We start from the raw sequence: 13,574 nt of genomic DNA on the forward strand, positions 1-13,574 counted from the left end.
TATTCTCTCGGTATATTGCCTTAAAAGATGTGATAATAAACAGCAAAATTTGTGATAATAAACATCAGAATTTGTGAACGAAATCACATTTAATCTTGGCGAATTATGATTCAATTTTACAGTTGCGTTGGGATCATCTCAGTTTTGCAAGAAGCATTTTTAAAGAGCGGACTGAAGTCCGTACTACGAAGCATTTTTTGAGCGGGGCAGCACTGTAAATGCAAAACTGAGATGCTCCCGTTGCGTTCGATCGCAAACAGAGCAACTGCAACGTTAATTTTTGTTAAAGATTGTAAATCGGCACTGGTTCCACCGGTTCAGCTAACTCAAACCCAAACACGCGGGAATAGAAATAGAATTCCCCATCAAGAGTTCTTTTAATATTTTCAGCGCGACGAAAACCGTGCTGTTCCCCTTCATAAGCAACGTAAGCAACCGGTAAACCTTTAGCTTTCAATATCTCTACCATCATTTCGGCTTGATTGGGCGGCACGACTTTATCTTCCAATCCTTGAAAGAAGATAACGGGACAAGATAAACCTTCGGCTGCATGAATGGGCGATCGAGCTACATACAAATCTTTTCGTGCAGGATAAGGCCCGATCAATCCATCCAGATACCGCGCTTCAAACTTGTGAGTATCATTTGTCAAAGCCTCCAAATCGCTAACTCCATAATAGCTCGCACCGGCCTTAAACACATCGCGGAAAGTCAGAGCGCACAGAGTTGTGTAGCCCCCTGCACTGCCTCCGGCGATCGCCATTCTTTCGCCGTCTACCAAACCCTGTTCGGCTAAATATTTAGCACCATTAGCGCAGTCATCAACATCAACAATACCCCAACTATCTTGCAGCCTTCTTCTGTATTCCCGGCCGTAACCAGTGCTACCACCGTAGTTGACATCAAGCACCGCAAAACCGCGACTCGTCCAATATTGAATTTTCAAATTCATGCTGCTAGAAGTAGCAGCAGTCGGGCCGCCGTGGCTTTTGACAACTAACGGCGGTTTTTCAGATTCAGGTGCAGCGAAGTCTTGGTTTTTCGGAGGGTAGAAGAAGCCAAAAGCAGTCAAACCATTTTCGGTGGGAAATTCCAGCGGTTCCGGTACAGAAAGATAACCAGAATCGATGTTTAAATCGCTCGACTTTCGCAAAATTTTCCGTTGACTTGTGGCTAAATTTAGCTGTACAATAGCAGTAGATGCGATCGGCGAACCTGCCAGAAAAACTACAGTTTCTCCCCGCGCTTTCACCGACGAAATATCAGTGTAACCTGTCTCAATATTTGTCAACTGCTTTGTCGCTAAATCGAGACTTCCTAGATGCCACTTACCTTGCTGAGTGTAGGTGCAAATAATTTTGCTTTCCGAGACAAAGGCATAGGTAGACATTCCAAAAACCCATTGGGGAAGGCCGAATTCAGCGGACATTTCGCAGACTGGTTCAATTTCTGGTTGTTCGCGCAAGCTTTTTTCTATCTTTGCTTCCCCCCTTGCTAAGGGGGGATTGAGGGGGGTTCTGTAAAAATTCCACCAGTTCGACTTATCGGAAACAAAATACAAAACTCCATCGGGCGACCATTCTGGCTGAAAAATAGACTCATCAACTCCGCCCGCAACTAAATATTTTTCGCCTAAAGAACCATCAGCATTAATTTCTGCCACCCACAATTCTGTGCCATCCCACGGCATATTTGGGTGGTTCCAACAAATCCAGGAAAGTTGAACACCGTCAGGACTCAAACGAGGGGAAGCATAAAAATCGTTGCCCTGAGTTAAAATTTGAATATCTTCGCCGTTATCTAGATTAATACTAACAATTGTATTCACAGATTCGCCTTTTCCTGCATTGTCTTCGCGCACACAAATCAGGCGATTTCTTGGTTTGTCAACGATCGCATCTGCGTAGCAACATTTAGCAGCCGGTGTCAATGGTTCTGGTGGAGAATTTAATGTTTGACAATAAATTCTTTGGTCGGCAAAATGAGAGAAATAAACCACGCTATCAGAAACTGCAAAAGCAGCGCCGCCGTATTCGTGGACGCGAGTGCGAACGTTGAACGGAGGCGGTGTTACGTCAGTTATTTTACCGTCGGGAGTCCGCCGCACGAGGACGCTTCTTCCTGCTTCCGATGGTCTTCCTTCTACCCAGTAAATATCATCGCCGTCAATGGCAATTTGTCCGAGTCCGACAGTTCCTGAAACAATTAAATCTGAGGTGATGGGAGATTTCCAAGAGCCGTAAGGTGATATGGTATTCATAATAAATTATTTAGTGAGTGAGGGACAGATTGGGAATTGGGAATTGGGAATTGGGAATTGGGAATTGGGAATTGGGAATTGGGAATTGGGAATTGGGAATTGGGAATTGGGAATTGGCGAGTACCTCACTTGAGAACGGCTATAGTTGAATCAGTTGTGTTTTTAGAACAAATAAATTTATATTTGTACTTTACACTAATTCAATGATGGGGAAGCAGAATGTCGAAAAAGCTGGTACTAATGGATCACGACGGTGCAGTTGACGACTATCTCTCAGTCGTGTTGCTGATGACAATGGAGGAAGTGCAAACTCTGGGAGTAATTGTCACTCCGGCGGATTGCTACATTCAGCCAGCCGTGAGTGCAACGCGCAAAATCCTCGATTTGATGGGGTGTTCAGAGGTGCCAGTGGCGGCGAGTACGGTGCGGGGATTGAATCCATTTCCGGTGTTGTTTAGGCGAGATTCCTTTGCGTGCGATCGACTTCCCATTCTAAATGAAAAAGCAACCATTGACACACCGTTAATATCAGAACCCGGACAAAACTTTATGGTGGGAGTTTTGCGGGATGCAAAGGAACCGGTCACATTAATGGTAACGGGGCCGCTAACAACAGTGGCACAAGCCTTAGATATTGCACCAGAAATTGAAAGCAAAATCAAAGAAATTGTGTGGATGGGAGGGGCGCTCAACGCTATAGGCAATGTTAGCAAAGATATGAAACCGGGACAAGATATGTCGGCGGAATGGAATGCTTACTGGGATCCGATAGCCATTGAGAGAATTTGGCAAACACAAATTCCCGTTGTGATGTGTCCTTTAGATATCACCAATAATGTACCGCTGACTGTGGATTTTTCTAATCGCTTAGCCAGACAGCGCAAATATTCAATCTCCGATTTAGCAGGACAGTGTTATGCTTTAGCAATATCTCAAGATTACTATTTTTGGGATATTTTGGCAACGGCTTATTTGGCACATCCAGAATTTTACGAACTGCGAGAATGGGAAACCGAAATAGTTACTGAAGGTGTCAGTCAAGGGCGTACAAAAGTTGAAACAGGAGGGCGAAAAATTCAAGCAATGGATCGAGTAGATACGGAAAAGTTTTACAATTACATATTGCAACAGTGGGCGCGTTAAGCATAACAATATCTGGTAGAGGCGGGTTCTTAGCCAAAAATATCCCTACAAAACCCGCCCTAACTCAAATATTTACGCTATCTTCTCTTTCCTCTCTTTCTCTGCGCCCTCTGCGCCCTCTGCGGTTAATCAAAAAAAATCTCATTCACAAATCCAACAAAATTGCGGTAAGCGGCGTGGACTCGGTTCGTCAATTGTCGATAGTGGAAAAAATCCGATGAAATTATCCTCAAAAAAATTCTGGATTGTTGCGTGTGTTTTGTACTTGTTAATTATTCTCAGTATCATGCTGGTAGCAGATATGGGAAAGTTAACTAACTTTCCTCTGGCTCATCCGCCTTATGATAAACTCGGACATTTTATTTTGTACGGAATAGCATCTTTTTTGTGCCATAGAGCAACGGGCAAAAAAATGATGATGGTGTTGAATTATCCAATTCCTTTCGGGCCAGCACTGTTTACTATTTTCACTGCTGGGGAAGAAATGCTGCAAGCGATTTTACCGAATCGTACTGCTAGTATTGAAGATTTTTTAGCGAGTTTTGCGGGGATTGTAGTTTTTTATTGGATTGGTGAAGCTTGGGATAGAAAATAAGGGAAGTTCGGCAACGGATTGTGTAACGGATGTAACGGATGTAACGGATGCAAGGAAGAAATAAGAATAAGGAAGAAGGAAGGAAAGAAGGAAGAAAGAAAGAAGAAGGAAGAAGGAAGAAGGAAGAAGGAAGAAGTTGAGTTTGTAGGGTGATATTCGGCGCATCGGTTGATGGGGGCGATCGACTAATGTTGTGTTTATGTATTATCCAACCATTGCGATCGGGTGCGTAGCTATTAAATTAGCTAGGGATTGTTGGTGGAGCCACACCCTAGGACTTTTTTGGTATAAGGATATTTTGGCAGCATAAAATGGAGCAAATGTCAATAAAATGTGTTTGCGAAAGTTCAATTAGTCTCTTCCAAAAAGGTTTGTACTCGACCGTTTGGTCTCAATACAACTCGAATTTTCGGGTTTTTTCCATGAGTAACCGCAGAAACAAACGGCTCGCCGACTAAGGGCATACTAGCCCGATCGATATAATCGGCGGCTGCTTTGCCCATCGGGACAATAGTTTGAATTGAGCCGTTTTCATCGATCTGCAGGCTGTATTCCAAGGTTTGTTCCATTCCTTCTGGTGGCTTCCAGCGTTCCTCAAAGTAGGTTCTAGCTTCTGAAACTTGAGGAATTGTATCAAATAAAGTGCGGTTTTTTTTGCTGGCGGTAGCCCGGTTGTTGTCCTCTGACTCGGCTTGCGGTTTAGTGTCCTCAAGGGGTGGGAGTTCGGTGCTGGGGGGGGAAATCGGCTGGGGGAGGGGGGGGAATGATTGCGGTGGGGGAACTGGGAATCGCGATGCAGATAGGGATGGTGGCAGGGGGGGCGGTACGGCGGGAGCTAGTCTCGGCGGTATGGGGGGCAGCAGGTAGGGTGCTTGGGGGGCGGCAATTGGGGGCCCTGCGGGATCGGGAATTGTGATGATTTGCCCTTGGGGGAGGGCTGGGGCGCTCTGTGATGCTGCGGGTGCGCTGCTGTTGGGGGGGAATAGCAGGGGTGGCTGCTGGATGGGGCTGGGTTTGTTGGTGCTTGGGCTTGGGGCTAGGGCGATTGGGGGCAAGCTGGGGCTGGGGGTGGCGGCGGCGGTGTTGATGGGCGGGGGCGGTAGGGGGGGTAAGCCTGGTGTGGCTGCGGCTGTTGGTGTTGCTGTTGGGGATGTGGTGGGGGATGTGGTGGGGGCGGGAACTGGGCTGGGGGTGGCGCCGGCAAGTATTTGGGGCTGCGGGAGTGCGGGGGTAAATTGTGGGTTGGTGGGGGCTGTGACGGGGGCTGTGGCGGTTGTTGGGGAGGTGTTGGAGGAGGATCGATCGAGCATTTTAACAATTCCCGTGGTCATTCCGACGCTGGCGACTAGGATTGCTGCGATATTCAGCCATGGTAATGGTTTCGCTTCTGGGCGATCGCGGTTGAGGTTAGGGACTGCCATGACTTCGGCGGCGCAGTCATCTAGTGCGGTGGCTAAGTCAAAGAGTTGGAGGGTACTCAAGTGTACTTCCGGCCCGGATTCGGCGGCGCTCAATGAGCCTAAGAACAAGTTGTGGGCGAGCAAGCCGCGGGGTTCTAGGCGGGGGGGAACTGGCAGGTAGGTAGTGTTTGGGGCTGCGGTTGCTAGTTCGGATGTGCTGGGGGGTCGATCGAATGTAACGACATTGCGCGCGACTTCTGGCGAGTCTGGGGCTGTGGTAAAACCTGTTTGGGAGTTGAGGTTGTTGTCCCAATCGCGGGCTTCGCCGAGGAAGTTTTGGACGTAGTTGGTGACTGCTTCGTGGAGGGTTTCGAGTTGATTGCGATCGCCCCTGAGAGTAACGTGTTCGGTATCTGGTAGCCTGGGGTCATCTAGTCGCAACTCAAAATTTAAAGATTTAAACACGGGTTTGCCCGCCCAACGAGATAGAGGCGAACTTTTGGCTGTAATTTCCAGCGTGCAAGTGGGGGGCGTGTAGCGTTTGAGAGCCATAGCAAGAAGACTGTATGTTATTTGTTATTTGTTATTTGTTATTTGTTATTTGTTTGTTCTAATAACCAATAACCAATAACTAATGACTGGTGACTAATTCTTAGCACGATCTAGGAGGGCGAGCCAGAGGCGCCGGTGGCCGCCGGGACTGCTGTAAAACAGCAAATCGATCAGGAGTTTCAGGGCCAAATTAGTTAGTTCTTTTGCCGATAAGCTTTCTGCATCTTCCATGCGATCGGCATAAGTGTTGCTGAACCTATCAATATAGTCTCCCAACAAAGCGACTGTGTGAGGTTCGCGGTTTTGCTCAGCCATTTGTTCGAGCAAGGCCACGGCGCGGCGGATTAAAGCTTGATGCTGTTTTGCCAAATTACAGCTTATCAAAACGAGCGATCGAGCTTCCTCCACATCCAGTTTTTTCCGTCCTCCCTGGCCTTTTCGCAGCGGGTTCGACTGGCGCAGCCGCCACAAAGCCACGCGATCGGCTACCATTGGCTCTAAATTCAGTTCGGCTGCTACCTTGAGCATCGCCTCTGAGCCAATTTCTGCCAGGGCTTCTAGGGCTAACAGCACTAAATCCAGTTGGGCTTTAATGTTGTCCAACTGGGTAGGTTCTGGTGCTTTTTGGGTCAATTCTTCCCAGTTGGGAGATGGGCCCGTTTCGTTTGTGGGAGCGGAGGGCTTTACAGTCGAGCGCATGGCTTGGGCACGGGAAATAAGACAGGTTGATGCAGGATATCGACAGTATGCAGTAATGCAAGCTTTGTGGCCGGACAAAAGCTGATCTGTTAATTTTTCTCCATAACTCGTGGCTTTGATTCCGGCAATCCTAGTTGCTGGACGGATTTGCGAGTTGAAAGTTGCGGTTGCAAGTTCGATCGACCAACCGCAGCAAAACCCAAAAATTTTCACCCCCAACCATCCTACGCCGCCCGTTGCCCGAAATCAATTCTGCGCGTTCCAACTAAGCTGTTGCGGTACAAAAGATTTAAGTTTTCGGGCGGGCAGGATGCCCAGCCCACAGGAGTTTCAAGCAACATGATGCTGAAAATTAGATGCACGCGAGCTTATTTGAGATAAACCAACGTCACACCTCCACCTCCTTCTTTTTGACTGGCGAGCTCGTAGCGGGAAACCTGCGGGTGAGAATCGAGGAACTCGTGAACCCCGCGCCGTAACTGTCCTGTACCTTTGCCGTGAATTATCCACAGCGCACCGTATTCGACTGCTTTGGAAAGAGCTCTGTCGATTTCGATTTCGGCATCGGAGACTCTGGCGCCCCGAAGGTCGATCGAATTATTAGCAGTGCGGATGGCAATTTCGGGATTGGGTTTTGCTGGTTCCGACGCTGCTTGTTTAGCTTTGGCGGTAGCGGCTGCTTGAGCTGCAACCTTGGCTAATTGAGCCTTAGTTTCCGGTTTTTGACCGTCGAGGGATTCAATTTCTGTTAGTTTGACGGTCATTTTCATAATCCCAAACCGCACGCTCAACTCTTCGTTAGCATCTGGCCCGCTGAGAACTTCGGCGGTTTGGCCTAAGCTGGGAATGCGGATACGATCGCCCGTTTTTGGCATAAAACCCGGTTTCGGTTTCGCCGGTTGTTTCCGAGAGGGCAGGTGTTTTTGGGAAATTTGATTTAAGGTTTCTGTCGCTATTTGGGCATTTTGAGCCGTTTGGTCGCCCGCCTGCAAGCGACGAATAATTTGAGCAATTTCTGATTTTGCCGATCCTATTGCCTCATTTACTGCCACTTCCTGAGCTATTTTTAGTTCTCGCTCCCGCTCTTGCAAAGCCGCTGCTTTTTGAGAAACTTCCTTGTGCAGTTTTTCGGTTTGGTGCAGCAGTTGAGTTGCTTCTCTGGCCTTGGTTTCCTGTCTCCGGCGCTGGGCTTCGAGTCCTGCAATCACTTGATTGACATCTTGAGATGCTCCGCCGACATAGGTTTGAGCTTCATCGACTATCGATGCTAGCAAACCGAGTCTTTTAGCAATAGTTAGGGCGTTGGAACGTCCGGGAATTCCCCACAGCAAGCGGTAGGTTGGCTGCATCGAACTGTCGTCAAATTCTACTGAGGCATTTTCAAAGCGGGCGTCTTGATATTTGAGGGCTTTGAGTTCGCCAAAGTGGGTAGTTGCGACTGTTAGCAGCGAATGTTGGGCGAGATATTGCAATAGGGCGATCGCCAATGCACTACCTTCAGATGGGTCTGTCCCCGCTCCTACTTCGTCTAACAAAACTAAAGATTTGGGAATTGGGAATTGGGAATTGGGAATTGGGAATTGGGAATTGGGAATTGGGAATTGGGAATTGGGAATTGGGAATTGGGAATTGGGAATTGGGATTTCTCCTTCCGATTTATTATGCAAAACTTCTAAAATACGGCTGATGCGACGGATGTGACCGCTGAAAGTAGACAAACTTTGCTGCAAAGATTGTTCGTCACCAATATCGGCAAGAATATTGTCGAACCAAGGCAATTCTACGGGTTCGCGAGCGGCGACAAACATTCCGGTTTTTGCCATTACAGCAGCCAATCCCAAGGTTTTGAGGGTGACAGTTTTGCCGCCGGTGTTCGGGCCGGTGATGGCGACTACGCGGATCTGGGGGCTGATTGTTAAATCGACGGGAACGACTGCAAAGCCTTGTTCGTGTTGTTGCTGCCAAACTAATAAAGGATGGCGCAATTGACGGAGGGTAATTGGCGATCGCAAGTTGCGAATTAATACTTGGCTTTTTTCTGGTTGTTCCTCATCTAAATTTTCATCACTCGAATTTTCATCATCTAATTTTTCTGTATTTTTTGGTGCTAATTCTGGCTCTCCCAAGTCGATAAATTTCGGCGGGTTTGCTTGGAGCCAATAACCGTAGCGTGCTTTAGCCGCAGCTAAATCTATAGTTGTTACTACCACCACCAATCTATCTAAATCTGGTTTGACTGCTGCGACTTGCTCGGTGAGGGCGCGGCGGACTGCTTCTTCTTCGGCTTGTTCTTGCCGGAGCAACTGCCGCATTTGGTTGTTAAGATTGACTGTGTTGTGGGGTTCTACGTACAGTGTCGCGCCGCTGGCGGAGGAGTCGTGAACGATGCCCGGTATAGCATCTTTTTGGGGAGCTTTTACCGGAATCACAAAGCGCGAACTTCTTTGGGTAATTACCTGTTCTTGGACGGCGTTGGATTGGCGCTGTAAAATTCCTTGCAATATTTGATAAATGCGATCGCGCAACTGTCGCATTTGCACTCGAATTCCTGCTAATTTAGGAGTGGCGCGATCGGCTACTTGAGCGCGATCGTCTATACAGCGATGGATTTCTTGCTCGATTTCGGGATAAGTCCGCAGTTGCGATGCCAGTTCTTTGAGCGTCGGGACATCGGGCGCCGAGTCAATTATCCGGCGCAATTGCCTTGCTCCTGCGAGTGTAGTAGCAATCGCGAGCAATTCTTCGCCACCGAGCAAACCTTGAAGTTCGGCTCGTTGCAGGGTAGAGCCGATGTCTTGGATGCCCTCAAAACTCAAAGCACCCCCAGCGCGGCTTTCTAACTGATAAGCTTCCTGAGTTTGGGCTAGGAGTTCGGCTGTTTGAGCTTGAGTTGCTGGGATTTGGAGGTCGAGGGCGGCCGCGACGCCGAGTTTAGTAGCAGCGAAGGTAGCCAAGTGCTGACACAGGCGCGGCCATTCTAATAGTTCTAGTGTTTCGGATTGAATCAAAGTTGAGGTGGTGTTGGTGATTGGCATTCCCAGGCGCTGACCGAGAAGGTTCATTTGACGATACTATTAATTAATTTTAAAGTTTTTTATGGTTTCCGGGCGCAACTTGAGAAAGTATCTGGGATAACCGTCAGTCTATTTTCCATGTTTGGATTTGAGATTTGAGATTTATTGCACAGGTGAATCTGCGAACTTTAACGGGGTCTAAATTTGTGGGATCTCCACGACTCCTGTCGGGGGCTGCTATCTGTTTGCGGGCGGGTGACAAATTAGCAAGGCGAGAATTTGTATTTTTGGGTTCGCCGTCTCAAATTATACATTCTACTGATACCTGTTTGGCAAAACGATGCAACTGTAGGCCCGCAATCCAAATCATTATCCAGTAACTCCTGCCCAATCTAAAATCTCCAATCTAAAATCTCAAATGGTATGAGCATTTTTGCTGTTGAGGGAGCTAGCATCTACTGTTTTTTGCTGGGATTAAACTATTTTGTTTTAAATATGTCCGGGTAATTGTGGCGGTTGTATCCTAAAGAGAAAGTTGTGGAGCTGGTGTTATGGCAAAGATTCTGACGATCGCAGATAGTGTGACTTGGGAAGTCGTCCAAGAGTTACTGGAAAAGGAGGGACATCAGGTAAAAGTCGCTTCCGACGGCAAAGATGGTTTTGACATGGCGAGGGAATTATCTCCGGATGTGATAATTTGCGATGGGACTTTGCCTCAAATTCACTGGTTGGAGGTGTGCCGGCTGGTGAAAGCCGATAGAGAATTGAGTACAGGGTATTTTCTGCTGCTGACAACACCCGAGCAATTTGCCGAAGTTCAAGAATTGGACGGGCTGGTGGACGATTTTCTGTTGAAACCGATAGTGAAGCAAGAATTGTTGGGGAGGCTGCGGGCGGGATTGCGCGAGCGCGAGTTGAGGCTGGAGTTGGCACGAACTCAGCAAGAATTGCAACTGTCGCGCGATCGATCGCTGGAAAATGAAAAAATGTCCAACTTGGGGGAATTAGTGTCTGGTATTGCCCACGAAATTAACAATCCAATTACTTTTATTTACAGCAATCTCACCCACGTCCAAAGTTACGCTACCGATTTAATTGAACTACTGCGATTGTATCAAAAACAGCTCGTCAATCCTGACGCGGAAATTATGCAAAAACAGCAAGATATGGATGTGGAATTCCTGCTCGACGACTTGTTGAAAATTGTGAGTTCCATGCGTACCGGGAGCGATCGCATCCGCCAAATAATCTTGTCGGTACAGGATTTTTCCCGCAGCGATCGATCTGGCTGGCAGTTATTCGATATTTCCGACGGTTTAGAAAACACTCTGTTGTTGTTGCAGCACCGCTTGCCGGCCCGCGATGGCAGGCGGGATATCAAGGTGATGAAGGAATACGGAAATTTGCCGCAAGTTGAGTGTTACGCGGGTCAGCTCAATCAAGCTTTTCTGAATATTATCAATCATGCGATCGATGCTTTGGAAAAGTCGAGTCAAGAGTTGGAAGAGTCGGAATCAGTTAAATTCAAGCCTGTGATTTTGATTAGCACTCAGGTAATCGATGCTCAGCGGATTGCTATTGAGATTGCTGATAACGGCATGGCAATCAGCGAAGAGATTGCAGCGGAAAATTCGGACAATTTTTTGATGGGGAAACCTGCGGAATACAGCAGCACCTTGGGGATTGCTGTCAGCTATCGGATAATTGTAGAGCAGCATAAAGGAGAGTTAAAGTATTTTTCGGAACCGGGTAAAGGTACTAAGTTTCGGATAGAAATCCCGCTCAGGCACAGTTAATTAATGGGAGGTTAATCTTTAGGTACGTAGTTGCGCTTCAGCGCTCTTTCCTAATATTATAAAGAGCGCCCAAGCGCAACAACGTACCTTGGTTTTCGTGAGATATTGTGGCGAATCCGCCCCAAGCGATGGGTGCATCTCACCGTTGAAGAGGGCGAAGCATGACCGCATATAAGTTATTAGTTATAATCCCATATTGACTGCGGTCATGCTTCGCCCCTACAAACATATTTGCCAAAACCAGATGCACCCTTTATATTTATATAATAGTAGATTTAAATGATTTGTAAGATGCTGTTTCTCTGGATCAAGAGCCTGCTCTGCGGTTAGTTGTAAAAACTCTGATCAACCGCCAGACCCGGAAATTGAGAAACTACTTCGATATCAAATATTGGAAAATGTAAAATTTTGTATAGAAATTACCCAAATTTCCGAAATATAGACGATAGTTGATATTCAAGAGACTTCAATCGTCAACAAAAACAAGTTTAAATTAGGTAATAAAATGGTAGTAGCAGCACCTGTTCAATCCGGCAGTCAGTCGATTTTTCAAGCTCGTTATGACAACTTTATTGGCGGTAAGTGGGTAGCACCGGTGAAGGGGAAATACTCGGAAAACCTTTCTCCAATTACCGGAAAATCAATTTGTCAAATTCCCCGATCGAGCGCGGAGGATGTAGAATTGGCACTAGATGCTGCCCACGCCGCGAAAGACAAGTGGGGTAAGACTTCCCCCGCAGACAGGGCACGGGTTTTGCACAAAATTGCCGATCGCATCGAAGAAAACCTCGATCGCCTCGCCATCGCCGAAACCTGGGACAACGGTAAACCAATTCGCGAAACCAGACTAGCAGACATCCCACTGGCGATCGACCATTTCCGCTACTTCGCAAGCTGCATCCGGGCCCAAGAAGGGTCGATCGGCGAACTCGACGAAAACACCGTCGCCTACCACTTCCACGAACCCCTAGGCGTCATCGGACAAATCATCCCCTGGAACTTCCCAATCCTCATGGCTGCGTGGAAACTCGCCCCAGCCCTCGCCGCCGGAAACTGCGTTGTCCTCAAACCCGCAGGGCCAACCCCCGCATCCATCCTAGTATTGATGGAAATCATCGCCGACTTAGTACCGGATGGCGTCATCAACGTCGTCAACGGGCCCGGCGCCGAAATCGGCAAAACCCTCGCCACCAGCCCCCGGATTGCGAAAGTAGCCTTCACCGGTGAAACAACCACGGGCCGGCTGATCATGCAGTACGCCTCCCAAAACGTCATCCCCGTCACCCTAGAATTAGGCGGAAAATCGCCCAACATTTTCTTTGAGGATGTCTGCGCCCAAGATGACGATTTTCTGGACAAAGCAGTCGAAGGCTTTGTGATGTTTGCTTTCAACCAAGGCGAAGTTTGCACTTGTCCTTCGCGGGCGTTAATTCAAGAGTCAATTTACGATCGATTCATGGAAAAGGCGATCGATCGCATCCGCCAAATCAAACAAGACAACCCCCTAGATCCAACAACCGCCCTCGGCGCGCAAGTCTCCGTCAACCAGATGGAAAAAATCGCCGAATACGTCAAAATCGGGCGTGAAGAAGGCGCAGAATGCCTGATTGGCGGCGAAAGAAAAATCTTATCCGGCGACTTACAAGACGGCTATTATTTCCAGCCGACAGTCTTCAAAGGAAACAACAAAATGCGAATTTTCCAAGAAGAAATCTTCGGCCCAGTATTAGCAGTCACCACCTTCAAAGACGAAGCCCAAGCCTTAGAAATTGCCAACGATACGTTGTACGGTTTAGGCGCCGGAGTTTGGACGCGCGACATCAACACCGCCTACCGCATGGGCCGCGCCATTCAAGCAGGCCGCGTGTGGACAAACTGCTATCATTTGTATCCCGCCCACGCAGCCTTCGGCGGCTACAAATCATCGGGTATCGGCCGCGAAAACCACAAAATGATGCTCGATCACTACCAACAAACCAAGAACTTATTAGTCAGCTACAGCCCGAAAGCATTAGGCTTCTTCTAAAAAGGTACGTAGTTGCGCTTCAGCGCTCTTAGATTATCTAAAAAAAGAGCGCCAAATCGCAACAACCAAGAACTTCTTCTAAAAGGTAC

At 47.8% G+C, this 13,574-nt stretch carries 9 protein-coding genes; 5 read left to right on the forward strand and 4 right to left on the reverse strand.

Translation table 11 applies throughout. The features are described from left to right. Nucleotides 1-283 precede the first annotated feature (283 nt). On the reverse strand, nt 284-2,260 hold the full coding sequence (locus tag JGK36_RS01020; protein ID WP_293195674.1) for a S9 family peptidase: 1,977 nt from the start codon (nt 2,258-2,260) through the stop codon (nt 284-286). Between JGK36_RS01020 and JGK36_RS01025 the strand changes: the two genes are divergently transcribed. The 3 genes from JGK36_RS01025 (at nt 2,250) to JGK36_RS01035 (ending at nt 3,998) form a co-directional block, all read left to right on the forward strand. Continuing rightward, nucleotides 2,250-2,393 (forward strand): hypothetical protein, encoded by a 144-nt coding sequence (locus JGK36_RS01025; protein ID WP_293195671.1) that lies wholly within the window; start codon nt 2,250-2,252, stop codon nt 2,391-2,393. The two genes, JGK36_RS01020 and JGK36_RS01025, sit on opposite strands and share 11 nt — an antisense overlap. Before the next feature lie 86 nt (nt 2,394-2,479). Further along, nucleotides 2,480-3,403, forward strand: coding sequence for a nucleoside hydrolase (locus JGK36_RS01030; protein ID WP_293195669.1), 924 nt, complete (start codon nt 2,480-2,482; stop codon nt 3,401-3,403). Nucleotides 3,404-3,620: 217 nt separating this feature from the next. Continuing rightward, nucleotides 3,621-3,998: a VanZ family protein gene (locus JGK36_RS01035; RefSeq protein WP_293195667.1), complete on the forward strand. Its 378-nt coding sequence runs from the start codon at nt 3,621-3,623 to the stop codon at nt 3,996-3,998. A 347-nt stretch (nt 3,999-4,345) separates the two neighbouring features. On the opposite strand, the gene JGK36_RS01040 is transcribed toward JGK36_RS01035, so the two are convergent. The 3 genes from JGK36_RS01040 to JGK36_RS01050 form a co-directional block, all read right to left on the reverse strand. After that, nucleotides 4,346-5,950, reverse strand: coding sequence for a DUF4335 domain-containing protein (locus JGK36_RS01040; protein WP_293195665.1), 1,605 nt, complete (start codon nt 5,948-5,950; stop codon nt 4,346-4,348). Nucleotides 5,951-6,043: 93 nt separating this feature from the next. Then, nucleotides 6,044-6,649, reverse strand: coding sequence for a DUF3038 domain-containing protein (locus JGK36_RS01045; protein WP_293156631.1), 606 nt, complete (start codon nt 6,647-6,649; stop codon nt 6,044-6,046). Between the two features lie 368 nt (nt 6,650-7,017). Continuing rightward, nucleotides 7,018-9,657 (reverse strand): endonuclease MutS2, encoded by a 2,640-nt coding sequence (locus JGK36_RS01050; RefSeq protein WP_367120242.1) that lies wholly within the window; start codon nt 9,655-9,657, stop codon nt 7,018-7,020. A 557-nt stretch (nt 9,658-10,214) separates the two neighbouring features. Here JGK36_RS01050 and JGK36_RS01055 point away from each other — a divergent pair. After that, the gene (locus tag JGK36_RS01055) at nt 10,215-11,459 is read left to right on the forward strand and encodes a response regulator (protein ID WP_293195663.1); all 1,245 of its coding nucleotides are present in this window, start codon (nt 10,215-10,217) and stop codon (nt 11,457-11,459) included. Between the two features lie 505 nt (nt 11,460-11,964). Then, nucleotides 11,965-13,485, forward strand: a complete 1,521-nt coding sequence (locus tag JGK36_RS01060) for an aldehyde dehydrogenase family protein (protein ID WP_293195661.1) — start codon at nt 11,965-11,967, stop codon at nt 13,483-13,485. Nucleotides 13,486-13,574: the final 89 nt, after the last annotated feature.

The sequence above is a fragment of the Microcoleus sp. PH2017_35_SFW_U_B genome, from assembly GCF_020737865.1.
GTDB lineage: Bacteria > Cyanobacteriota > Cyanobacteriia > Cyanobacteriales > Microcoleaceae > Microcoleus.

Bases quoted from the DNA above. Each gene is read 5' to 3' on its own strand.
- JGK36_RS01025 (WP_293195671.1), top strand. From the start codon at position 2,250: ATGGTATTCATAATAAATTATTTAGTGAGTGAGGGACAGATTGGGAAT.
- JGK36_RS01045 (WP_293156631.1), bottom strand. From the start codon at position 6,649: ATGCGCTCGACTGTAAAGCCCTCCGCTCCCACAAACGAAACGGGCCCA.
- JGK36_RS01020 (WP_293195674.1), bottom strand. From the start codon at position 2,260: ATGAATACCATATCACCTTACGGCTCTTGGAAATCTCCCATCACCTCA.
- JGK36_RS01055 (WP_293195663.1), top strand. From the start codon at position 10,215: ATGGCAAAGATTCTGACGATCGCAGATAGTGTGACTTGGGAAGTCGTC.
- JGK36_RS01035 (WP_293195667.1), top strand. From the start codon at position 3,621: ATGAAATTATCCTCAAAAAAATTCTGGATTGTTGCGTGTGTTTTGTAC.
- JGK36_RS01030 (WP_293195669.1), top strand. From the start codon at position 2,480: ATGTCGAAAAAGCTGGTACTAATGGATCACGACGGTGCAGTTGACGAC.
- JGK36_RS01040 (WP_293195665.1), bottom strand. From the start codon at position 5,950: ATGGCTCTCAAACGCTACACGCCCCCCACTTGCACGCTGGAAATTACA.
- JGK36_RS01060 (WP_293195661.1), top strand. From the start codon at position 11,965: ATGGTAGTAGCAGCACCTGTTCAATCCGGCAGTCAGTCGATTTTTCAA.